Annotated in this window: 22 protein-coding genes; 11 read left to right on the forward strand and 11 right to left on the reverse strand. The window is 35.1% G+C overall.

Annotated features, from left to right (window positions below):
* Positions 1-18 precede the first annotated feature (18 nt).
* The 5 genes from SOP96_RS09955 (at position 19) to SOP96_RS09975 (ending at position 5,128) form a co-directional block, all read left to right on the forward strand.
* Positions 19-399, forward strand: coding sequence for a hypothetical protein (locus SOP96_RS09955; RefSeq protein WP_326320828.1), 381 nt, complete (start codon positions 19-21; stop codon positions 397-399).
* Between the two features lie 105 nt (positions 400-504).
* Positions 505-1,722: a DUF4297 family anti-phage-associated protein gene (locus tag SOP96_RS09960; protein WP_326320829.1), complete on the forward strand. Its 1,218-nt coding sequence runs from the start codon at positions 505-507 to the stop codon at positions 1,720-1,722.
* Entirely contained in the window at positions 1,722-3,500 is a 1,779-nt protein-coding gene (gene herA / locus SOP96_RS09965; protein WP_326320830.1) for an anti-phage-associated helicase HerA, read from the forward strand. The genes SOP96_RS09960 and herA overlap by 1 nt, the downstream gene beginning before the upstream one ends.
* Positions 3,501-3,521: 21 nt before the next feature.
* Positions 3,522-3,845, forward strand: a complete 324-nt coding sequence (locus tag SOP96_RS09970) for a hypothetical protein (protein ID WP_326320831.1) — start codon at positions 3,522-3,524, stop codon at positions 3,843-3,845.
* Between the two features lie 422 nt (positions 3,846-4,267).
* The gene (locus SOP96_RS09975; RefSeq protein ID WP_326320832.1) at positions 4,268-5,128 is read left to right on the forward strand and encodes an SDR family oxidoreductase; all 861 of its coding nucleotides are present in this window, start codon (positions 4,268-4,270) and stop codon (positions 5,126-5,128) included.
* Between the two features lie 136 nt (positions 5,129-5,264).
* Here SOP96_RS09975 and SOP96_RS09980 read toward each other — a convergent pair whose 3' ends face one another.
* The 6 genes from SOP96_RS09980 to SOP96_RS10005 are packed head-to-tail and all read right to left on the reverse strand — an operon-like array spanning position 5,265 to position 11,892.
* The gene (locus SOP96_RS09980; protein ID WP_326320833.1) at positions 5,265-5,777 is read right to left on the reverse strand and encodes a DinB family protein; all 513 of its coding nucleotides are present in this window, start codon (positions 5,775-5,777) and stop codon (positions 5,265-5,267) included.
* 53 nt (positions 5,778-5,830) lie between these two features.
* Positions 5,831-9,835, reverse strand: a complete 4,005-nt coding sequence (locus tag SOP96_RS09985; RefSeq protein WP_326320834.1) for a hypothetical protein — start codon at positions 9,833-9,835, stop codon at positions 5,831-5,833.
* 10 nt (positions 9,836-9,845) lie between these two features.
* Positions 9,846-10,250 (reverse strand): T9SS type A sorting domain-containing protein, encoded by a 405-nt coding sequence (locus SOP96_RS09990; RefSeq protein WP_326320835.1) that lies wholly within the window; start codon positions 10,248-10,250, stop codon positions 9,846-9,848.
* A gap of 9 nt (positions 10,251-10,259) precedes the next feature.
* Entirely contained in the window at positions 10,260-10,661 is a 402-nt protein-coding gene (locus SOP96_RS09995; RefSeq protein WP_326320836.1) for a hypothetical protein, read from the reverse strand.
* Between the two features lie 5 nt (positions 10,662-10,666).
* Positions 10,667-11,275 (reverse strand): outer membrane beta-barrel protein, encoded by a 609-nt coding sequence (locus tag SOP96_RS10000; RefSeq protein ID WP_326320837.1) that lies wholly within the window; start codon positions 11,273-11,275, stop codon positions 10,667-10,669.
* A 2-nt stretch (positions 11,276-11,277) separates the two neighbouring features.
* Positions 11,278-11,892 carry a hypothetical protein gene (locus SOP96_RS10005; RefSeq protein WP_326320838.1) on the reverse strand — a complete coding sequence of 205 codons (615 nt, stop codon included), beginning with the start codon at positions 11,890-11,892 and terminating at the stop codon, positions 11,278-11,280.
* A 512-nt stretch (positions 11,893-12,404) separates the two neighbouring features.
* Here SOP96_RS10005 and SOP96_RS10010 point away from each other — a divergent pair.
* Genes SOP96_RS10010 through SOP96_RS10020 form a run of 3 tightly spaced genes read left to right on the forward strand, consistent with a single transcriptional unit; the run spans position 12,405 to position 14,428 of the window.
* Positions 12,405-13,586, forward strand: a complete 1,182-nt coding sequence (locus tag SOP96_RS10010) for a thioredoxin family protein (RefSeq protein WP_326320839.1) — start codon at positions 12,405-12,407, stop codon at positions 13,584-13,586.
* A gap of 5 nt (positions 13,587-13,591) precedes the next feature.
* Positions 13,592-14,215: a DUF3575 domain-containing protein gene (locus SOP96_RS10015; RefSeq protein WP_326320840.1), complete on the forward strand. Its 624-nt coding sequence runs from the start codon at positions 13,592-13,594 to the stop codon at positions 14,213-14,215.
* A gap of 6 nt (positions 14,216-14,221) precedes the next feature.
* Positions 14,222-14,428, forward strand: coding sequence for a hypothetical protein (locus SOP96_RS10020; protein WP_326320841.1), 207 nt, complete (start codon positions 14,222-14,224; stop codon positions 14,426-14,428).
* A 64-nt stretch (positions 14,429-14,492) separates the two neighbouring features.
* Here SOP96_RS10020 and SOP96_RS10025 read toward each other — a convergent pair whose 3' ends face one another.
* Positions 14,493-15,704 (reverse strand): exo-beta-N-acetylmuramidase NamZ family protein, encoded by a 1,212-nt coding sequence (locus SOP96_RS10025; RefSeq protein WP_326320842.1) that lies wholly within the window; start codon positions 15,702-15,704, stop codon positions 14,493-14,495.
* Between the two features lie 4 nt (positions 15,705-15,708).
* On the opposite strand from SOP96_RS10025, the gene SOP96_RS10030 reads away from it, so the two are divergent.
* Together SOP96_RS10030 and SOP96_RS10035 are read left to right on the forward strand one after the other, a co-directional pair.
* Entirely contained in the window at positions 15,709-16,938 is a 1,230-nt protein-coding gene (locus SOP96_RS10030; protein ID WP_326320843.1) for an ABC transporter permease, read from the forward strand.
* 118 nt (positions 16,939-17,056) lie between these two features.
* On the forward strand, positions 17,057-18,040 hold the full coding sequence (locus SOP96_RS10035; protein WP_326320844.1) for a PLP-dependent cysteine synthase family protein: 984 nt from the start codon (positions 17,057-17,059) through the stop codon (positions 18,038-18,040).
* An 88-nt stretch (positions 18,041-18,128) separates the two neighbouring features.
* Here SOP96_RS10035 and SOP96_RS10040 read toward each other — a convergent pair whose 3' ends face one another.
* From SOP96_RS10040 to SOP96_RS10050, 3 genes are all read right to left on the reverse strand, one after another.
* Positions 18,129-18,656: a hypothetical protein gene (locus SOP96_RS10040; RefSeq protein WP_326320845.1), complete on the reverse strand. Its 528-nt coding sequence runs from the start codon at positions 18,654-18,656 to the stop codon at positions 18,129-18,131.
* A 112-nt stretch (positions 18,657-18,768) separates the two neighbouring features.
* Positions 18,769-19,077 carry a chaperone modulator CbpM gene (locus tag SOP96_RS10045; RefSeq protein WP_326320846.1) on the reverse strand — a complete coding sequence of 103 codons (309 nt, stop codon included), beginning with the start codon at positions 19,075-19,077 and terminating at the stop codon, positions 18,769-18,771.
* Between the two features lie 3 nt (positions 19,078-19,080).
* A complete protein-coding gene (locus SOP96_RS10050) occupies positions 19,081-19,998 on the reverse strand; it encodes a J domain-containing protein (RefSeq protein ID WP_326320847.1) in 918 nt (305 codons plus the stop codon).
* 93 nt (positions 19,999-20,091) lie between these two features.
* Here SOP96_RS10050 and SOP96_RS10055 point away from each other — a divergent pair, with 93 nt between their 5' ends.
* Positions 20,092-21,291, forward strand: a complete 1,200-nt coding sequence (locus SOP96_RS10055; RefSeq protein WP_326320848.1) for a dicarboxylate/amino acid:cation symporter — start codon at positions 20,092-20,094, stop codon at positions 21,289-21,291.
* Between the two features lie 139 nt (positions 21,292-21,430).
* On the opposite strand, the gene SOP96_RS10060 is transcribed toward SOP96_RS10055, so the two are convergent.
* The gene (locus SOP96_RS10060; protein WP_326320849.1) at positions 21,431-22,759 is read right to left on the reverse strand and encodes a hydroxymethylglutaryl-CoA synthase family protein; all 1,329 of its coding nucleotides are present in this window, start codon (positions 22,757-22,759) and stop codon (positions 21,431-21,433) included.
* Between the last annotated feature and the right edge of the window lie 991 nt (positions 22,760-23,750).

Consider the following 23,750-nt stretch of genomic DNA (forward strand, 5'->3'; position numbering starts at 1 on the left):
AAATAAAAAAATACTATTATGCTGACAAATTTTTTCAGAATAAACTTACCTTATGGAATTGCAAAAAACGATAATGATGAATGGATGGCTTTCAACAGAGAATATATGCCTCTTGGCTTCAATGATGTAAGTCTTAAAGAACATGTTGGGAAAAGCTACCACGATAAACCTATTTATACAAAGTATAATAGTATTACAGAGAAATTACTCTTGGAGCTTTCTTTTGATGGAGAAAAAGGAGTTAGAAGAGATTCTTCTGGTAAAATTGAGAAAGTCTTCCTATATGATGATGGTACAAATCCTTCGAGTGGATATGATTCAAAAAGTCAAGAAGAAAAGATGTGGAATGATTATTTTCAAAAATTAAAGAAAATGTCAAAATTAAGAAGAAAAATTTAGTCTTTCGATTAAAATATTGCTTCCAGAAAATTATGCTCTATTGATAAGATTTTTGGATACAAACTAAATCGAAAATAATACATTAATTTTCAATAGATCCTAAAAATGGCAAATAGAACTGCAATAGATACAATAAGAGGTTACCTGTATCAATTTGATTTAACAATATTAGAACTCTTACAATTGAGCAATGACAATAGTGTCATAACGATTGAGGGTATTGAGGATATTGATATTACAGAGGCAAACGAAGAAATTGCAATACAATGTAAATACCACTCAAAAACAGAGTATAATCATTCAGTAATAGCAAAACCTATACGGTTGATGTTAACCCATTTCAACAGTGTTTTAAATGGCACACAAAATCGAATAAAATATTTGTATTTTGGTCATTTTCAGCAAGGACATGAAAAACTTATTCAGCCGATTACTTTAGACTTTTTGAAATCAAATTTACTCACATATAAAAAGGAAAACGTTGAGTATAAACATTATGAGGACTTACAATTAAATGATGTTCATTTACAAGACTTTTTAAGTCTACTTGAAATTAATATTAATGCTAAATCTCATGAACAACAGTCAAAAGAGATTTATAAAATATTAAAAAATCAAATTCAATGTGATGATTTTGAAGCTGAGCATTTTTATTATAACAACGCTTTAAAAGTTATTAGTACATTGGCAAAGGAGGATAGTGTTTTAAAACGTAAGATTTCTAAAAAGGAATTTGTTGCAAAAATTAATTCTAAGAATGTATTTTTTAATAAATGGTTTATTCAAATCAAAGGGAAAAAACATTTTCTTTCAGAGCTAAAAAATAAATATTTTGTACAGTATAATCCATCTCCTTTTGAAAGATTTTTTTTATTAGAAGTTGATCCAAATAATTATAATAGAAGTGAGCTTAAAGATATAATCTTTTTAATTTCAAAAAAATGGGGTAATGTGAGATCAAAAAATGATCCCAATACTTTTAGCCCATATTTGTATATTAATGGTATTTTAGAAGAAGAGTTATTATGTATTAAAAATGAGTTATATAATGAGAATTTGAAATCTATTGATGGGTTTAATTTTGCGGGTTCTTCCTTTAATCAAAAAAGCATCATTGAAAAAGCCACATATCATAATCAAATTAAATTAAAAATCATAAACAAAACTAGCTATATTGAACTGATCATCAATGAATTAACTAATAAAACTAAAGAAATTTATCAATTTTATCTAAATAACCCCTACTTTGATTATAATAATGATTCAGTAAAACATATAAAAATACAGGTAGAAACAATTAACGATTTAAAAAGTATAATATAATGTCAGATAAAATTAATGCAGAAGTTATTGCAGTATTTCCTAATAAAGTCAAAATAAAAGTTGATAAACTTGAAGATTTTAAGATTGCTGATGAATCTTTAAAGGTTGGATCATATCTTAAAATTTATGGGAATGACAATGCTATTTTAATGGCAATCATCGAAAACTTCTCAATAGATGTTTCTGACAAAAACGGAGAAGCAGAAAGAACACATATAATAGAAGCAAGTCCATTAGGAATTATTAAAAATGAGAAATTTACAAGAGGAGGAGATGATTTAACAATACCTCCAAAAGAGGTAAAACCTGCTACAGAGGAGGAAATAAAAAAGATCTATATTGAATCAGTTGAAGAAAGAGAACAATTTACATTTTGTTCTTTATCATCTAATCCAACTGTTCGGATTCCAGTAAATGGAAATAAGTTTTTCAATAAACATATTGCCATTATTGGTTCAACAGGTTCGGGAAAATCCCATACACTGTCAACAATTATCCAAACAGCTATAAATACAAAAGATGAATCATTTAATCTAAATAACTCTCATATTATAGTTTTTGACATTCATTCTGAATATAAATCTGCATTTCCTAATGCTAATTTTATTGATATTTCTAATTTGCTATTACCATACTGGTTATTAAATAGCGAAGAACTTGAAGAAATTTTATTAGACACAGGAGAACGTGATAATTATAATCAGTCTGCTATATTTAGAAAATTAGTTACTCAAAATAAAATAAAACACAATCCTTCAAAATCAAAGATTTTTTATGACTCGCCTTTATTTTTTGATATAACCGAAATTAAAAATGGGCTATATAACTTAAAAAGTGAAACTAAAAACTCCAAAAATTCTAATCGATATATGATTATTGATGAATCGTATACATGTACTGACAGTAGCACAACAGCGGATACAGGAATTTTATTGAATGAAGAAGAACGTATCAATAAATACTTTGAGGAGGAATATCAATTTCATCCAACTAAAAATCAAAATATTACAAAAGGAGATTATGCAGAAGGAACATTGGATAAATTTTTTGTAAGGTTTCAGGAAAAGATTAATCAGGATAGGTTATCATTTCTATTCGGTGAAAATTCAAAGAATATTTCCTTTGAAGATACAATAAAAAATTTATTGGGCTATAGTGATAAAAACAATTCAAATGTAACAGTAATTGATTTAAGTGGCGTTCCATTTGAAGTTTTAAGCATCACAGTATCTTTAATCTCAAGAATTATTTTTGAATATGGTTATATTTATAAGCGATTGAGAAATATTGAAGATCCAAATGAAAAGGTAAATAATGATACTCCCATTTTATTAGTTTATGAGGAAGCTCACAAGTATGTACCTAATAGCGATTTAGTAAAATATAGATCTTCGAAGAAATCTATTGAACGTATCGCAAAAGAAGGAAGAAAATATGGCGTAACTTTACTTTTAGCAAGTCAAAGACCGTCCGAAATATCGGAAACTATATTTTCACAATGTAATAACTTCATTGCTATGCGCTTAACAAATCCCGTAGATCAAGGATATGTTAAGAAATTATTACCGGATACCTTAGGAACATTGATAGAGAAAATGCCGTCCTTAAAACAGGGAGAAGCATTATTAATCGGGGAATCTGTTATTTTACCTTCAATAGTACAAATTGATAGATGTATGAATGAACCATCTTCTAATGATATACCTTATTGGGAATTGTGGAAAGAAAAATGGAAGGATATAGATATTGACAAAATAAAGGAAGAGTGGTACAAATAATTGAATATAATCTGATATATTATGGATGATAATCTTAATCAACTGTCTGAAAAAATTGATAAGGTTTTAGAAAATCAAGAATTGATTTTAGAAAAACTGAATCAAAATCCTGTGTTTTACAATCCTAATTCTAAATTGAATAGCTCTAAAACAAAACCAAAACGTACAAAATCTGAAATGAAAGAAGAAATAAGAGAGTATATTCAATTAAAAATGCATTATGGACCAATGCTACAGCGGAAGTTTAATTTAGCAACTGAACCTCATATTAATAGAATAAAAGAATATTTAAGAACCAATGATGCAAAAGCTTTTGATGGACTGAAAAGAAAAAATAGTTTTTAAGACGTCCTATTAAAAAGTATGAATAATCCTTTTTATTCAAACGATGCTAAATCCCATCTACCTCTATCCTACTCCATACAATTACAAAAAATTTATAAGTCACTGATACATAATATACACTACTCCATCTAACTCCACATAGATACACGGAGGTTGTTTCTGGAGAAACCACATAAAAAGTCATCTCACCAGAGGTGACTTTTTTGATTTTTTTTCCTTATTCTTACGCTGAAATAAGTTTGAACAATTCCAAAGTTCCGGATTAATCGGAACCGTTTTAATTATCGTTTCTTCATCCCCATTGTTTACAGTTTACATAAATTTAAATAATTGTTAATTCATCCTTAATATTAAAAAATTAAATTTATTGCTTAAAATTGTAATATTCAATTTAACTTCAAAAATTAATTTAAAACACTTATATGAAAAAAATAGTATTTATTACCGGAACAAACAGTGGTTTTGGCTATTTAACAGCAAAAAGATGTGCGGCTGAGGGTTATACCGTTTATGCTACAATTCGAGATGCCAAAACGAGAAATGCTGAACGGGCACAGGAATTATCGGCTATAGAAAACATCAATATTGTTGATCTTGATGTTACTGATGGAGCCGCTGTAAAAAATGCCATTTCAGAAATTATATCAAAGGAGGGCCAATTGGACGTAGTAGTTAATAATGCCGGATATTTTGGTGGCGGATTGGCCGAGGCATATACTGAAGATGATTTTGAAAAAATGCTCAATGTGCATGTAAAGGGACCATGGAGGGTAATTAAATCAAGTCTTCCGCAAATGAGAAAACAAGGTGAGGGACTGATTATAAATATTTCCAGCGGGCTGGGCCGCTTTTCAGCACCGTTTATGACCGTTTATAACAGTGCTAAATTTGCCATTGAGGGCCTTTCGGAAGGATTACATTATGAAGTACGGCCGTTTGGTGTTGATGTGGCGATTATTCAACCGGGTGCTTTTCCAACAGAGATTTTCGGTAAGTCTACTTACGGATCTGATACATCTATTATCCCAGAATACAGTGATCTGGCAAAAATCCCTGATCAAATAGGTGAAGGCATGGGAAAAATGTTCGAATCCATGAAGCCTGATCCCCAAATGGTTCCTGATGCAATAGTACATTTAATTAAAACCCCAAAAGGAGAACGGCCACTCAGAACAGTTGTAGACAGAATGACCGGGGAATATATAGAAACAGCTAACAAACAGGTGAAAATTCAATATGATAATTTTGTAACTGCATTTGGGATGCAGGATGTTTTAAAGTAAATTAACAGGTCATAAAGTTTACAACAGTAACTATATAGCAAAGAAATTACTAATATTTTTACCTATTAACCATACATCATTAAAAAAGCCGTTTCAAAATTATGAAACGGCTTCATTTATTAATTAAAATTTGTTATTATGGAGTAGTCATTTGAGATTCTTCATAATTTGGCCCATACAAAGAAGGAACTTTATTTCCTGTTGCCCTTAGATGTGATACAAGCTCACCACGGTGATGATAAAGATGGTTATAGAGAAAACCTCTAATTACCTGTACCTTTGGCATTGGCGGAAAAATAGGTTCTGAACCTCCCATTGTCATTTTCCACTCATTCATGTATGCGTTTTCGTCTGATTTTTCTATCGCTGATTTAGCATTCTGTACATTTTCTTCAAATTTAGCCAAAATGTTTTCTGCCTTGGAAATATCTCCTTTGTCATATTTATATTCTGACATATCTAAAGCATCCTGATTAAAGGTTACCTCATACCAATTATAAACTTCGGCTATGTGAGATGCGAGTTCTGCAACAGACCAGAGATGAGGCTGCGGCCTGTACGGCAGCGCATTATCCGGAATTGCTTTCAGTAAGTTACGGGTGTTTTCTGCTTCGTGCAGGAATTCACCCAAAAGAGCTTGTTTCATCATAATAGTTTAATTTAAAATCTAAAACTACAATTATTTAGGAAAAATATTTCAGTTTATTGCAAAATGCTTTTAATGTTTTCTTTAATACCTCTGAAATAGATTTTCATAAGCTCCTTCTCATTTTCATTTAAATCATCATTAAACTTTTTATCAAAGAACATTCCTGCAAAATAATTATTGATTTCATTCTCAATATAAAGATCCTGATTTTTCAGTGTGCTGATTTTTTTAGCTTTAAGATTTTCTGCAATTTTTGAAGTTAATTTCTGAAAATCCGGGTTTGTTTGCAGGTCTTGTGCGATTTTAGAGTATAAAAGCTTTTCCGGGTTATCAGCTTTTTGATCAGATTCCTGGATGCTGAACGTATTTCCGGAATTTTGAGTCAGGTATTTTTCTATACGACTGATCTTTTCCTCTAAAACATTTATTTTTTCGCCTTGTTTTTTTATCAGATCTACTACGTCATTGGTATTGATCCCTACTGCCACATTGATGGTTTTGGAAGCATTTGTTTCTTCCCATGCAATACCTATAATTTTTTTGTAGTCGTCAATGGTCATATCGTCCGGTGATTTTGCAATTGCATATCCGTCATTGTTTCCTGATGGGATTACATAGTCGCCGATTTTGGCTCTGTTGAGGATAAATACCGGCACCTGCCCCATAAAAGCTATCGGCTTAAATTTAAATTCGTTTTCTTTCGACGGTTGCTTTCCTACCACGGCAGGATTCATAGAAATGATCATAATCTTGTCACAATCATCTGTTCTAAGAGAAATTTTTCCTCCTTTAACTCCTACTACCTGTGCAGGAATCAGTTTTTTACTATCGTTATAATCCATCAGCTCCAGATATTCTGCATAATCTCCGGCACTGGAAGAGTATTTAACACCTACTGTGTTTCTCATAAACGTTAACTGATCATCATACACCTGGATTTTCTGTGCTGAAATTGCTATATCGGTAACGTAAGCACCGACTTTAGCAAGAATCTGAGCCTGTGCGCTCGCTTCTTTTTGTGCTTTTTCAGCTTGTGCAATGGCCGCACCACCAGTAAGCGCAGCAGACGTGGCCGCGGTTAATGAAGATTTTTCTGTTTCTATTAGCTGAAGAGTATTTTCAATTCCTCTAAAAACTCCCAAAAGCACTGCTTTTTCCGTTTCTAATCTCTTCTTTTCAGCTGTTCTTAAATATTCATCATTCTTATTAACGAGTTCTGAAAGATTTTCCCCTTCTATTCTTCCAACCATTTTTCCATCTCTGTTCCAGAATGAAATAAAGTTATTTCCTGTAGTAGCATCTACGGAATTTTCTGCTCCTTGTGCTGCTCCGTAATTACTTTCTGCATGTTTGTTTACTTTAATAGCGATTCCCTGGTCTACGGCGTTTACTTTAAGGGCATAGGAATCAATGAGGTTATCAGGCCCATACCCGGTATTATTTAAAAGTGGCTGTTGATAAGGGTTGCTGTAATATGTATATGTATCTACCGATAATGGGGTAAGCGTATTCACTGTTGCATTTTGGGCAAAAACTTTCCCTAATACAGATAAATTTCCATTAATGATTGCTCCACCGTCGACTTTCAAAGCAGCATTGGTGAAATCTCCATAAGGCTGGTTTAAGGTAGATTTAACGTGGAGCCTTTTTCCTACGATAGCGCCTCCGTCTATTTCCAATGCCTTATTATTATCTTCATCCACCGTGCTTTTAATTTCCACCTGCTTGTTAAATGTAGCATTGTCATTAAATGTGCTTAGCTTGCTGGTGTATAAGTTCCCGTTGAGATTGGTGTCTTTTGTAACATTCAGGTTCTGCCCTACATTAATGTTTTCATTGACTCCTAAACCTCCACCGACAACCAGTGCTCCGGTTGAAGGGCTTGTTGAAAGTGTTCCGTTGGTAATAGTGGTAATCCCACCAAGCGTAGAAGCTGCATTTACATTTAAAGTGTTTGTTGTGGTATTTGCTCCTACAGAAAGATTTTGCCCGACGTTGGTATTCTGTAAGGAAGTAAGATTTTTATTGGCTGTAATATCTTGAACCGCAGTAATATTTTTCCCGGAATAGATGCTTTTTTCAACTCCCAATCCGCCATCTGTTACGATAAGCGCTCCTGAGTTCTGGTCTACTGCATCTGCAGTTCCATTGATTTGCAGAGCATTTGTAAGGGTGAGATTACTCGCTGTAAGTGCTCCGTTAATATTTGCATTTTGTGCTACATTAAGATTACCGCCGGCATTAATGTTTTGTCCGGCATTAATGCTTTCATTTACTCCCAGACCTCCTGCTACAACTAATGCCCCTGTGGCTGGGCTTGTTGAAGTTGTTCCGTTGGTGATGGTGGTAATTCCTCCAAGAGTGGAAGCGGCATTTACATTTAAGGTGTTTGTTGTGGTATTTGCTCCTACAGAAAGATTTTGCCCTACGTTGGTATTGTGTAATGAAGCAAGGTTTTTGTTGGCAGTAATATTTTCAATTGCAGTAATATTTTTTCCGGAATAGATGCTTTTTTCTACTCCTAAACCTCCGTCGGTTACAATAAGTGCTCCTGAATTTTGGTCTACTGCATCTGCTGTTCCTGAAATTTGCAATGCGTTATTAACGGCCAAATTGGTAGCTGTAAGTGTTCCTGTTATTTTGGCATTCTGGGCTACATTAAGATTTTCGCCAATTCCTACACCTCCCTGCACGACTAAAGCACCTTCTGTGGGAGTAGTGGAAAAACTGTTGTTTGTTATTTTTGTAATTCCATTGGTTGTACTGTTTCCTGCAACGTTAAGGGTATTAAGATTGGCAGTATTTGCTACGGTAAGGTTATTATCTGCTATTATATTGGTATTGGATTTAATGTTTCCGCCAGCAACAATATCCTTTTCAACACCAAGCCCTCCGGATTCAATGATTAAAGCTCCGTGGTCTTTGTTAGTCGCATTTTCAATACCGTTTATTTTAGTGTTTTGCCCTATTTCAAGATTCTGATTAACTATAGTGTTTCCAGACAATTTCACATTTCCTCCAACATTAAGATTTTTTGCAACGGAAGCACCACCCGCAGTTACTAAGGAACCTTCATTAAGTATATTTGATTCTGAGGCATCATTTATTTTCACCTGTTTCTCAAAATCTGCTTTTTCCATAAACTGGGCAGTACTATTAGCCTTAACAGTACCCATCAGGTTTGTACTGTTATATACGGTAAGATTTTCGCCGACATTAAGGTTCTTCTTGATTCCTGCACCTCCTTTTACAATAAGTGCTCCCGTATCAGGATTTGTTGATTGTGCCGTTGATTCTATCACTCCCGTTTGCGCAGTTAAATTGGTAACCGACGCATTGTTGGCGGTAATATTTTGTGTTGTAAGGTTGGTAACCGTAAGTGTATTTGTATTCCCCAGATTAATGTCTCCTAAAAAGTTGATTTTCCCATCCGGTGTAATATTGATTCTCGTCTGGTTATTGGTTTTAAAGTTTAACGGCGAGTTATCTACCGTACCCAGAAAGCCTCCTCTCATACCAATGTATTTATTTCCATATACAGACCAGGTGTTTCCTTTGGATGCCTGATTTGAGGATGAGTTATCCGGTTCATTGTTCCCTGATACCTGCCCGGGATTTGTTTTATCAGTGAGAGATTCTGCCGTAAGTGCATGAAAAGCATAAGGAACAGCATACAAGTCTGTTGACTGAAGCTGCACATATTCTCCTGTAGGGGTACCGTTGCTGTTTAATACTTTATATTTTATCCTTAAACTGATTTCCTGATTGCTGAAAGGAATTTCGCTGAAATTTCCGGTTATTGAGGATCCTTTACCTACTGGTATAAAAATATATCCTTCGTTATTGGTATTAATCTGCTGCTTTTCCGAATACCAAACTTTGTCCTTGGTAAAGAGCTCGACTTCTATATTTAGTTTTTCATTTTTAACAGGCTGATGGCTATTATCGAAGATTTGAGATCTGAAGATCATGCTATTGTAAGGCCTTTCCTGGGCTTTTACTTTATGAGCTGCACTAATGAATAGTAATACTACAGCATATTTGTATAATTTCATCATTTATTTTTTTTTATTTCTTTATTACTTTAAATGTTTTTTTAGATGTTTCATCCTGTATAACAAGAAGATATACTCCGGAAATAAGATTAACCATATTGATGCTAAAATTGGAAGTGTCTTCGATTTTTGACGCAACTAACTTTCCGGATATATCTACAAGGTTATAGGATATTTTGTCTCCTTTAGACCGAGATATTCTCACGTTCAGCAAATCATCTACAGGATTGGGATACAATACCACTGCAAGCTCGTCGCCGGATTTTTTTTCAGGATAAAGCCTGTAAGTGTTGATATCCAGATTTTCTGATTCTTCGCTCATTTCCTGGATTGTGTAGACGCTTTGTGATTGTGCAAAGCTTAAGGGAATTATACCGGAAAACAGCACAATACCGAACGAATATAATTTTTTTCTCATCGCAATGTATTATTTTTTGGCAACCGAACTGCAGCTAATAGATGTCCCGTTATTACTTGTATCATAAGTGAAGACAATCTGGTTTCTTTCATTATTAATGGTACCTTCTCCTACAACATATAAATTATCTGCATAATCATCAATAATTAATTTATCCGGATTATTGCTGCTCACAGTTGCCTTTATTGTTGAACCATACCCCCCGAAGTTTTCAAGATAAACTTCGTTCTGATTTTCATTTTTTTCACTAATTTTCATGGTATAAACTGTTGTGGAAGACCCACAGGAGTCATTAACAGTATATTCCCCTAAAAATTTCAGCAACACCGAATCTTCATCCCTGTTGCAATTCATCAGTACACCAAGGGTAATGATTAATGCCAATACCTTTATTCTTCTTAATATATTCATAGATTTTATATTTTTCTGATTATTCCTAAGCCAATTGAATAAGCTATATTTCCTCTTTTCTCATAATGAAACTCCTGATAAACATTGGACAGCCCAATCTGCATTCTTGGGATCAGGCTTACAGAATAAACATCATTCAGCTTAAATCCGATATTGATTCCGGCTTCCACTCCAAAATCTACTTTTTTACTGTCAACAGGTATGGAGAAGAAATTATCCTTTATTGTTTTACTTGATTCTAAAGGGATACCAGCATAGCCTCCCGCATAAGGAGTTAACTGTATATATCTGTTTTTATACACATCAAATCCTAAATGCAAAGGTATTTGAATGTATTTGGAAGAATAATCTGTATTTTCGGTGGTGAAACCTCTCTCACTATAGCTCACTCCCGTCCTTAGGCTTAATAAAGGATCTATATGATAATTATAGCTTATCTGAACAGAAAAAGCCCCTTTATATAACAAATTCTGCTTTTGTAATCCGGAAAACTTTAAATACGTGTGGTTAACCCTTTCATAGTAAGCATTTACACCAACTTCATGTTTATAATCCTGTCCGAAAAAGGAAATTGAAGTCAATAGTAATAATAAGGTTGTTAATAGACGGTTCATGATCATCTTAATTTATTTAAAGTATTTGTGATTCTTCGCAGCTCTTTTTCCAGAGATTCTACTTTTTCTTCCAGCAATTCTGTTCTTTTAGCCCATTCTTTCATGTTGAGCTCTAAAAGCTGGCTGACCCTCATATTTAGAATAATCAGTTCATCCCTGTCAAGGTGCTTTAGATCCGGAACTTTTTTACCTCTTACAAAATAAGAATAGGATTTAGGAAGGTTATTTTTTACAGAAAAGGTAAACTCATTGGGAATTGCTTCAACCATGGATTCCAACTTAACGCCGTCTTTGTTCTCAAGCATTACATAATCCCCAATAACAAGATTATGTTTATTACGCATAGTGAGCTCGAGCAAATTTGTAGTACGATTGTAGCTTACTTTCTCTGTATTTGAATAAATATCAGGAATATAAGCCGTCTGATAATCAACCAAACCAGGAACAGATAAAGAAATTTCATCTGTTGGAAAATAATAATGCTCTTTACTGGCATAAGGAAGATCCTTTTCTGTAAAAGATACTTTATAGAAAGGAAGCTTACTAAACCGGTCCATCAGAAGAGTATCTTCAATAGGATCAGTAATCATTTTTCTTTCTACAAGTCTTTCATCCATCGGGAAATAAATATTTTTTTTCTCTAAAGTTTGCTGAGAAAATAAAAAATTTGTCCCAATCCCTAAACAGGCAACTAAAATTAAATTTCGCATATGTGTATATTTATAAAATGAAATTGCAACGAAGAATTTTTCTATCTAGAATATAGAACTATAAGGATAACATCATTTTTGTTTTTTTAAGTATATGCAAATTTATAATCATTTTATTAAATATTAATCAACAAAAGTTAATTTTTCATTACATATTATTAATAAAAATTTAAATTAAATTAATATTCACACAGTAATGATAATTCCTGATAATTAACACATATTGCATTATCAATTATCAAGAATAACATTAATTTCCATATTATCTTTAAAAATTCTTACTGATAAATCTTACAAAATGCACGAAAAATAAATGTCATTTCACTTTTTAACAAGAACTACACTGTTGATAACTTTTGTTTTCTAAATGATTGTAAGCATAAAATAAGTATATTCGCTTTTCAAATTTTTATTGAAAAATGAAGAAGATTGTTTCCGTTTTATTTTTATTTTCAGTGATTATGGCATTTGCCCAGGAGGCCATTCAGTTTCAGGAGCTGCCGTTTAAAGATCTTATTTCAAAGGCAAAGAAAGAAAACAAGATCGTATTTATAGATGCCTACACTTCCTGGTGCGGTCCGTGCAAGATGATGGAAAAAAATATTTTTACCAAAAAATCAGTTGGAGATTATTTTAATGCTAATTTTGTGAATGCCAGATTTGATATGGAAAAAGGAGAAGGGAGAGAAATTGCTGCAAAATACGGTGTACGCTCTTATCCCACTTATCTTTTCCTGAATGGCGACGGAGAGCTTGTTTCCCAAAATTACGGATACATGGAAGAAAGTATGTTTCTCACCATGGCACAGGGCATAAGTTCACCCAACAACAAAAAAAGCTCTTTAAAAGAACGTTTTGAAAAAGGGGAAAAAGACCCTGAATTCCTGATCAATATTATGAAGCTCAATTCCTCTTCAGATTTTGATTTTGCTAAAAAAGCTTCAGAAAGATATTTTGAAAACAAAGAAAAAACATCCGAATTTACAAAAGATGATGTAGGTCTTTTACTCTACTTCCTCAAATCTTCTGAGGACAAAAACTATAACGTATTCACCGAAAGAAAATCAGAAATCATTAAATTTTTACCTGAAGAAACTTATCGTGAATTCGATAATCAGATTAAATTGGGAAAAGTTGTTGAGCAGTCTATCGACAAGCAAAATAAAAGAATTAATGAAGATTATTTCATGAAAACCGCTGAGCCTCTTGTAGGAAAGCATGATGCGGAAGTAAAGCTTAACCAGGTTAAATTAAGCTATTACGAACAAAACGCAAATTTCCCGGAATATGAAAAAGCAGCACTTGCTTATTACAGAAATTCAGAAGCTTTTGAACCTAATGAATTATTAAAAGCAGCATGGATATTTTCCGAACACATCACCAATCCTGCCTCTCTGAAAAAAGCTGTAGAATGGGCTGAAAAATCTGTTATGCGCGGCGAAACTTCCGAAAACACCTACATTTTAGCGAAACTGTATTTATCAACAGGAAACAAAGAACAGGCTAAAGCCTACGCAGAAATATCAAGAAATATGGCTACCCAGGCACAGAAAGATTCTGCATTAGCAAATGCATTGTTACAACAAATCAATAAGAAATAATGAAGATGAGACTATTTGCAGCATTCCTTGTTCTTTTTGGAATCATAAATTTAAACGCCCAGGAGCAGGAAAACAACAATAAAACAAGTGTTTATATAAAAGGCAATGCCCTTTTTATCCCTATCGGAATTGTTAACCTTGCCCTCGAACATCAGCTCAGCAAAAAATTTACCGTACAGGGCGACGTTCTCATCTCTCCCTGGAAATCTTTTGACGGTCACGAGCTACAGTATTATTCGATATCAGCCGAAGGAAGATATTATTTTAATGAAGCGTTCAGGCATTTTTATGTGGGAGCCAATATTGCTACATCAGCTTTTACCTTACAGAAATGGAATTACTGGCCGGATGAACCGTATTATAATGATTATGGCGAAGTCTTCACAAGTTCCAATCTTTACCAGAAAGGTTATTCGATAATTTTCGGTGTTACGCTGGGATATCAGTTCAAAGTTTCCGACAGATGGAATATTGATCTGTATGGAACTATTGGAACTTCACAGGATTTTTATAAAGGGTACGACAGAACCACCGGGGAACGCTACGACAGAAAAGATAACAAATTCAACAGAAGCGGTGAAATACTTCCTTACAGAGGAGGTGTCATGATTTCTTATAAGCTAAAATAAATTCCAATGAAACTATTCGGAAGAAACCATCTCATTCTTTGTGCAATCACCTTCATCATTCTCTTTCTGATGAATTACCTCGGCAATGATCAGGCAGATAAACTGGAAAGAGCTTTAATGATCGGTGCTGCGGGAGTAATCGGTTTGTCTCTTGGTTTATTGATTATGAATAAAGGCAAAGACGACAAAACCCCACCTCAGAATTTTGATTAAATGTGAGTGGTCCACTATGAATTTTTTTTAATTCAAGCTGAAATTACGATTTCCCATTACCCTATCAATCTTCGTAGATTACGTATTTTTTTCTGATTTTCTCAAACTTTTCCAGGCCTGGCTTCCAGGATGCTTTAATCTCATGGATGGATTTTCCGGCAATAATTTGTTTTCTCAGCGTATCATTTCCTGCTAAGGTATCAAACCAGAAATTTTTGCCGGATGAAGGCTTCAGGAAAAAGCCCAGTTCCCGATTTTTATAGTTTTGATAGGTTTTGATAACCCATTCTATGTTGAGTTCCCTTAAATCCTGCGGATAATCCGAAAGGTTTTCACCATAACAAAGTTTTCCGTTCAGGAAAGGATCTTTGGCGCCAAAATTGGGTTTCGGTGTAAATTGGTAAGGCAGACTTTTCGTCCATGGAGATCCGTAAATCTGGAAAGGAAGATCAGTTCCCCGTCCTACGGAAACCTGCGTTCCTTCAAAAAAGCAAAGGCTTGGATAGAGGTTGACTGATTTTTCGTTGGGTAAATTAGGCGAAGGCTTCTCCAGCATCGGATACCTTAATTTTTTATGATAATCTTTCATCGGAATTAAAGTATATTTAGCCTGAGCTCCTTTTTCCAGCCATTTTTCCCCGTTAACCATTTTTCCGTACTCCCCGATCGTGAGACCATAAACGACGGGCACTTCATGCATTCCCACAAAACTTGTCCATTTTTTATTCAGGACAGGGCCGTCAATATATCCGTCATGCGGATTCGGGCGATCAAGCACCATTACCTCAACATTATTTTCTGCGCCGGCTTCCATCAGATAGGTTAGTGTAGAAATATAAGTATAGAACCGCACTCCAACATCCTGTATATCAAAAACTACAATATCGATCCCTTTTAATTGGTCAGGTTTCGGCTTTTTATTGTTTCCATAAAGAGAAATGATAGGAATTCCTGTTTTTACATCAACTCCGTTTTTTACCTTTTCACCGGCATCTGCGTCTCCTCTGAAGCCATGTTCCGGAGCGAAAATAGATTTAATTTTAATTCCGTTTTTCACCAAAAAATCGACAACGTGCGTTCTGTCGCTCATCAATCCGGTCTGATTGGTTACCACACCTATTGTTTTACCCTTTAGCAAAGGCAAATACACCTCCGGCTGATCGGCTCCTGTTTTAAAACCTTCCAAAGGTTTGGATTGAGAATGATATTGATGGAATACTCCTAAAAAAATTAGGCAAATAAGAAGTAAATTTTTAATTTTGAGATCTAAATTCATAAGCTTGAAATTTCCTTTATATTTCTCTAGAAAAATAGCGTTCTCCAAAGATAACAAAAATAACCTCTCACGGGTTATCATCTTCATTGGAAGGCTTTCGGTAGCATTGGGAATCATTGTTTCTTTAATCACCGTATCCACAGGATTCGGTTCTAAAAAAGCTATTAAAGAAAGACTGGCAGATTTCAGCGGCCACATTACCGTAAGATCCACAAGATCAAACTCTTCCTACAATACATCCGTACTCGATAATCAGGGACTTGATATAAAAAAAATAAAGGAAATCCCTGATGTGGCAAGTGTTCAGAAATACGCCATGATTACAGGAATTATGCGGAATGAACATAATTTTGCAGGTATTATTTTCAAAGGAATCGGAAAGGATTTCGACAGCCTGAGATTTAAGAAATTCCTGATCTCCGGAACCACTCCGCAGGTCACTGAAAAAGGCTACAACAATGGCGTAGTAATCTCTGAAAAAACAGCAAAAGACCTTCATCTGAAGGTAAAGGACAGCATCGTTACCGTATTTTCAAAAGCCGACCAACAGCCTATCTATAGAAAATTTGAAGTCCTGGGAATCTATAGAACGGATATTAAAATGATTGACGATCAGTTCGTTATCGGAGATATTAACCATGTTCGTAAAATTCAGGATATGAAACCTGACGAAGCAGGCGGAATTGATATTTTCTTTAAAAATGTAAATGATGCTGATGCTGATTTTCCTGAAATTGAAAAACTGATCGGATATAAAAATTACGCAGAAAAAGCAACTGAGAAATTTCCGCAGATTACCGACTGGATCAGTATTTTCGATACCAACATTGCTTTGATTATCATCATCATGCTGATTGTTGTGGTTATCAACATAATCATGGTTCTTTTAATCCTGATTATCGAAAGAACCAATTCCATCGGCCTTCTTAAAACACTTGGCGCCAGCAATTCCCAGATCAGGGCTACATTTATCAACTATACTTTAATCATTATGGTTCCCGGACTTTTATATGGAAATGTAATCGGATTGGGACTGATTTTAATCCAGAAAATTTTCGGCATTATCAAACTAAATCCTGAAAACTATTACGTAAGCACGGTTCCTGTAGATCTTAATCCGCTTATGATTATCTCTATCTCTGTGGGAATCCTTATTATTTCCGGTCTTGCGTTAATTATTCCAAGCTATCTCATCAGTAAAATTTCTCCTGTGAAGGCGATAAAGTATAACTAAAAGTTGGTAAAAAGTGAAAGTAAAAGGTGAGAATGAATTTACTTATTCATGTAATTGACGCTATCATCCAGCGAATAAAATTTAAAGCTGTATCTTTGCCATGCTTTAAAAAACATTTATGAAATACGCAAACAACATCCTCGAAACTATAGGAAATACACCACTTGTAAAACTAAATAAGGTTTTGGGTGAAGATTTTCAGGCACTGGTTTTGGCAAAGGTGGAAACGTTCAATCCGGGAAATTCCGTGAAAGACAGAATGGCCCTGAAAATGATTGAAGACGCAGAAAAAGACGGAAGGCTGAAGCCGGGAGGTACTATCATTGAAGGAACTTCCGGGAATACAGGGATGGGGCTGGCTCTTGCAGCAATTATCAAAGGATACAAATGTATTTTTGTAACTAATTCAAAACAATCTAAAGAAAAATGCGATATTCTGCGTGCCGTAGGTGCTGAAGTAATTGTTTGCCCTACCGACGTAAAACCTACGGATCCGCGTTCTTACTATTCTGTTTCTAAGCGACTTGCTAAGGAAACGGAAAACGGATGGTACGTTAATCAATACGATAATTTATCCAACAGAGCAGCGCATTACGAATCTACCGCTCCTGAAATCTGGGAACAGACAGAAGGAAAGCTTACGCACTTCGTAGTGGGAGCAGGAACTGGAGGCACAATTACCGGCTGCGGAACATTCTTCAAAGAGAAAAATCCTAATATCAAAGTTATCGGTGTAGATACTTACGGTTCCATTTTAAAGGAAATCCATGAGACAGGACAAATCAAATTAGAAAATGCCTACAGCTATATTACCGAAGGAATTGGTGAAGACATTCTTCCTGAAAACTATGATATGGCGGTTATTGATCATTTTGAAAAAGTAACGGATAAAGACGGTGCCATTTACGCAAGAAAATTAGCCAAAGAGGAAGGGATTTTCTGCGGATATTCCGCCGGAAGTGCCATTGCTTCATTGATACAGATGAAAGATCAGTTCACGAAAGATGATGTAATTGTAGTGCTTCTTCACGACCACGGTTCACGATATGTAGGAAAAATCTACAACGACGAATGGATGAAAGAAATGGGCTGGCTGGAGTAATCAGTCACCATCAATCATAAAAAAAACTCAGAGCAATTGTTCTGAGTTTTTATTTTATCTGGATTTGTAAAATTTGCTGATCAAATTTTTATTCCTTAATATTCTTCTTTAAAATCTGTTTTAAGTAGCTGTAATCTTTCTCGTTCATTGACTTTCTGGGGAACATATAGCTGTATTTCCCTTCGATGCTGATGAAATCATTGTTGCTGTCGAAAAACTCAAAATCTTTCCATTCGCTGGTCTCTTTATCGCCGTCGATATTTACGGTGAAAAAATTTTCATCCATTCTGATCTCGTAGATGTTGCAGTTTTCCATTTTATTTAAATAATGGGCTACCTGCTTTTTCCATCTTGAAACTTTATTAATACTTACCGATAAAAAAACTGCGCAAAGCAGGAATAAGAAGCTTACAAAATACAAAATCCCGGATTTTTCCTTACTGAAATCATCTTTGAAAACAAATAAAATAACCAAAATAAGACCGATCACAATTGTGGTTACGGTTTTTCCTCTTGTAGTAGGCGAAAAAAACAGGCTTCCCTGGTTCCCGTTGAAATATATTTCTTCAAAATCCTTTCTTTTCGGCTTCAGGATAATTACTTTCTCTTCAGTCATATTATTAATTCTGCAGCAAAGATAAGTTTTTCATTGATCAATATCATTTTAAAGATCGACATCAAACGCTCCCTCTAAAACTCTAAACCCTCATACTCTAAAACACTCTCACTCAAAAACTCCCTTCTTCGTATTTATTGCTGATGGCAGAAAGCTTATTCATCAGCTCACGGTTTATCTGTTTCAGGTCTTCCATTTTTCTGAGCATATCGTGGATTACTTCAAGCCCGGGAAGGTTGATTTCCAGATCATAATGCCAGTTGGCAAATCTTTCAAAAGACGGCAGGTCTTCATACATCAGATAGTGGATTTCATTCTCTTTCTGAATATTCAGTAACCCGGAATCTACCAGTTCATCAAAAAAAGTGATTTCAATATTGTATATTTTTACGAGTTCTTCCCGTGATATTCTTTCATTCATGACTTAAGAATTTTTTAGTTGTTCAAAAAGCTGCTTCTGCTTATCGGTAAGATTGGTAGGCAGTTTCACATCATAGGTCACAAAAAGGTCTCCGAATTGTCCTTCTTTTTTGTAGACAGGAAATCCTTTTCCTTTCAGCCTTACGGTCATTCCGTTTTGGGTTTCAGGCTTTACTTTAAGATTGACGCTTCCGGCCAGAGTATTGACTTTAACATCTCCTCCTAAAACAGCCGTGTACAAATCGATGGAAACTCTGGTTTTTAAATCATCCCCTATTCTTTCAAAATCAGGATCGGTCGGAATATTGAAGGTAATATACAAATCTCCGTTCGGGCCGCCGTTATAGCCTGGGTTTCCGTGTCCTTTCAATTTAATCTGCTGTCCGTCGTAAACACCAGCCGGAATAGTGATTCTCACCTTTTTCCCGTTAATATCAAAAGTCTGCTGATGTGTAGTTGCAGCATCCTTTAAGCTTAGATTCAGCTCGGCATGAATATCCTGTCCTTTAAACTTTCCGGACGCGCTCCCTCTCGAACTTCTCCCGAAACCTCCTCCACCGCCGAACATACTCTGGAAAAAATCCGAAAAATCTTCTCCTTCCCCGAAATCTGCTCCGGAAAATCCGCCGCCGTTATCATTGCCGTAGCTTTGATACTGTCTTTGCTGTTGCTGTTGTGCCTTTTCGTATTCCTCGCCGTGTTTCCAGTTTTCGCCATATTTATCGTACTTAGCGCGGTTTTCAGGACTGCTGAGCACTTCATTGGCCTCATTGATCTCTTTGAATTTCCGTTCCGCTTCCTTATCATTGGGATTTAGGTCGGGGTGCAGTTTTCTTGCCAGCTTTCGATATGCTTTTTTGATATCTTCCTGACTTGCGTTTTTATCTACGCCTAAAATTTTATAGTAGTCTATATAAGCCATAGAAACGATTTTACTCAAATTTAAGGATTTTAGAAACGAAATTTATACAATAAAGTGTTAAAAATAAAGCTATCTTTGATTAAAAAGCGCTCTATGAAAGAAGTGTTGAAAAACTACTCGGGAATCCTGCTTTTGCTTCTTGGAATTGTTGCCGGAAGCATTATCGGAATTATTGCTCCCCAAATTGTAAATTATATAAAACCATTAGGAGATATTTTCCTGAATTTACTTTTTGTAAGTGTTGTTCCGCTTGTCTTTTTCGCTGTTTCCAATTCCATTGCTTCGCTGGAACAAGCGTCAAAGTTTGGAAAGATTATGGTGACTATGGCGTTTACCTTTCTTTTTTTTATTTTAACAGCAGCTGTTTTTACCATCTTCGCCGTCTATTTATTTCCGGTTTCGGGAGTTTCAGGGAGTAAAGAACTTGTGGAAGAAGTAGCTTCTGAAGAAAGCTGGGGAAACAGGATTGTGAGCTTTTTTACGGTGGGTGAATTTACACAGCTTTTTTCACGGCAGAATATGCTTGCCCTACTTATTTTCGCTTTTATGACAGGTTTTTCAGCAAGAAAAGCAGGAGAAAAAGGACAATCTTTCAGGATGTTTATTGCTTCCGGATATGAAGTCATGAAAGAGCTTTTGTTGTTGATTATGAAGGCAGCTCCCATTGGTTTAGGCGCCTATTTTGCATTTCAGGTAGCCACATTGGGGCCTCAGCTTTTTGGGTTTTATGCCAAGCCTCTCGGACTTTATTATATTGCGGGAGTCATTTATTTCCTGCTGTTCTTTTCAATATATGCTTTTATGGCAGGAGGAATCAATGGTGTTAAAAATTTCTGGAAAAACGGAATCTATCCGTCTGTAACAGCACTGAGCACCTGCAGCAGCTTTGCGACCATGCCTGCGAATTTACAGGCAGCAGCAAAGATCGGAATCCCAAGTCAGATTTTCAATATTGTGATCCCTATCGGAACGACGCTTCATAAAAACGGATCTTCCATGTCGTCAATCATTAAGATTTATGTGGCTTTTCTGATTATCGGGAGAGATTTTTTTGATCCGATGAATCTTCTTTTAGCTTTAGGCATTACGGTTTTCGTGAGTATCGTAGCTGGAGGCATTCCCAACGGCGGGTATATCGGGGAAATGCTGATGATTTCGGTGTACAAATTACCGCAGGAAGCAATTCCAGCCGTGATGATAATCGGAACTTTGGTAGATCCTCTGGCAACTGTGCTGAATGCAGTCGGGCAATTGGTAGCTTCGATGTTTGTGAACCGGTTTGTGAAAGTCTGATTTTCCTGAAACACAAATCGTACGAATATTTCGCCCTTTTACTATAATTATAAAGCCCAAACATCTGCCAAATCTACAGTAGATTTTAAGTATAACATTTTTATTATTCCCATAACCTCCAATGTGAGTTTTCCATTTTTTATTTCAGGTAATGATAATACCTTGCTCCATTTAAAACAGGGTTTTCCAGTTCTATATATTTCAGTCCGAAACCTTTGTAGTTTTGATTAACAGAATTTTCCAATTGTTTTTTGTGAAGCTTTTCATAGGTTTCAAAGTCGATGGCTGTTCTTTTTTTTAGTTCTTCAAAAATATTCCATTTTGAAACGATTTTTTTCCAGTTTTCTGAAACTTTCCCTGCAAAAACTTTTGATTTTGAGCCGCTTCCATATCCTAAAAATCCAATCTTTTCTCCTGCCAGTTCTTCATTTTCATTAAAAGAAGTCTGTAACGCAGAAAGTAGTGCCATAAAGATTGAAGCGGTGTACATATTTCCTATTTCAGAAGATGCGTGTTGGGATTTTTCAATTTTGTCATTAATAAACTGAATATATTCATCTGATTTGGCAACTGCCTTTTGCTCTTCAGGCGTTTCGTAGGATAATCCGTTTTCGAGGCTGTAAATTTCCGTAAAAACTCTTTTTCCGTGAAATGCGTACGGAAGATGGAAAATTAAATATTTCCAGTGTTCATAAGGTTTATTTTTCCCTGTAATTTCTTTATAATGGTTGTAGGCTTCCCTGATTCTGTCCTGGTAACATTGATTGGAATATTGTCCGTCGAACACCGGTTCATCTGTAAAAATTTCAATTTTTTCAGGGAAATTTCCGGGAGCGTTGGTGAGGTTTTCTTTTTTAAAATGGCGTCTCGGTTTGAAGAAATCAAAAACCGATTCTGTAGCAACTCCCCAATTATTTTCAATTTCAATGAGATCCGGCTTTGAAGAAACTAAAACGGCCACTGCTCCACCACCCTGTGTATATTCTCCGGGAGAAGCCAGCTCATATTTTGCATAATCGCTTGCGATAACAATGGCTTTTTTATCCGGATTTACTCTTACAAAATCAAGAGAGTTATGAAGGGCATCTACTGCCCCGATACAGGCGAAAGTAAGATCCACCACATCACAGTTTCTGAAACATCTTTCTCCAAACTCTTCTTCCAACACTTTTTCTACCATCTGCATTGCGTAGGTTGCCGTTGGTTTTGCCGCATCAAGCGCACTTTCTGTTCCGAGGTAAATTCTTGCAATGTCTTTCGGATGAATGTGGTAATCTTTAATTAATTTCAACAACGCTTCTGCTGCCAATGTTGCGGCGTCTTCATGCACATCGGGAAACCCCATTTTGTGTAAACCCAGTCCTTTTTCCAGTTTTGCAGGTTCAATTCCTCTTTTTTCTGCTAAATCTTTAATTTCCAAATATAATGAAGGTACATGGTAACTTGCCGCCTCGATTCCAAAAGTCATATTCTTTAATTTTTATACGAATTTAAAAAATGTAAACGTTTAATCATCTATGATTTTTGCGAAATTTTCAGAAATTGTTTATGAAAAATAGTTCATTGAAATATTAACGTGATACAAATTTGTATACAGCCTGTACGGTAGTTTTATATGGTTCTTTTAATTGTTAGCATGAAGAAATTAAACTAATTATTATTTAAAATATCCCGCGGATTTCGCAGATTACGCAGATCTTATGCTAAAAAGATTTCGTAAAGATTTTCATGCGAGAAGCATTTAATTTAATTGATTTTTCTTCTTCTACTGATTAGCAATTTTTTTCCGCTGCTTGTTTTATGTTAAAATCTGAGAAGGACGACAAAGTGGAGTTATTTCATGAATTTAAATAGAGAAAGTCCCATTTAGCTTGGATGAAAGGTAGTTTTATATGATTCTTTTATTTATTAACATGAAGAAGTTAAGAAAGCTGTGGTTTTAAATATCCCGCGGATTTCGCAGATTACGCAGATTTTTATGCTAAAAAGTTCGTAAAGATAGTCATGCCGGAAGCCTCTGAACTGTTTTTTTCTTCTCCCACAGATCTGCAAATATTTTATTTGCTGCTGTTTGGTATGCTGAAATCTGAGAAGGACAACAAAGTGCAGTTATTCCCTGAATTTAAATAGAAAGTCCTATTTAGCCCGGATTGCAGCAATTGTTTGAGCTCATTTTTTCAGTTTTCGGCGCGGCAGCTTCGCTGCCGCGCCGAAAAAAGGATGCCGTTTCTATCCGGGCTAGAATTTATTCATTAAATGTAGATCCGGAATTTAAAGACTTCCGTAAAATTGCTGTACAACAAATCATCTTTTTTGAAATTCAAAAAACCTAACAGGTTTTCAAAACCTGTTAGGTTTAGGATATGCATAATCTCAGTTTTACCGCTTTGCCTCAATTATTATTTCTGGCTTATGCATTTAATGTACGATCTTCCGAAACATCAAACAAAAAGCACTTC

The organism is Chryseobacterium salviniae (genome assembly GCF_035819015.1).
GTDB classification, from domain to species: Bacteria; Bacteroidota; Bacteroidia; order Flavobacteriales; family Weeksellaceae; genus Chryseobacterium; species Chryseobacterium salviniae.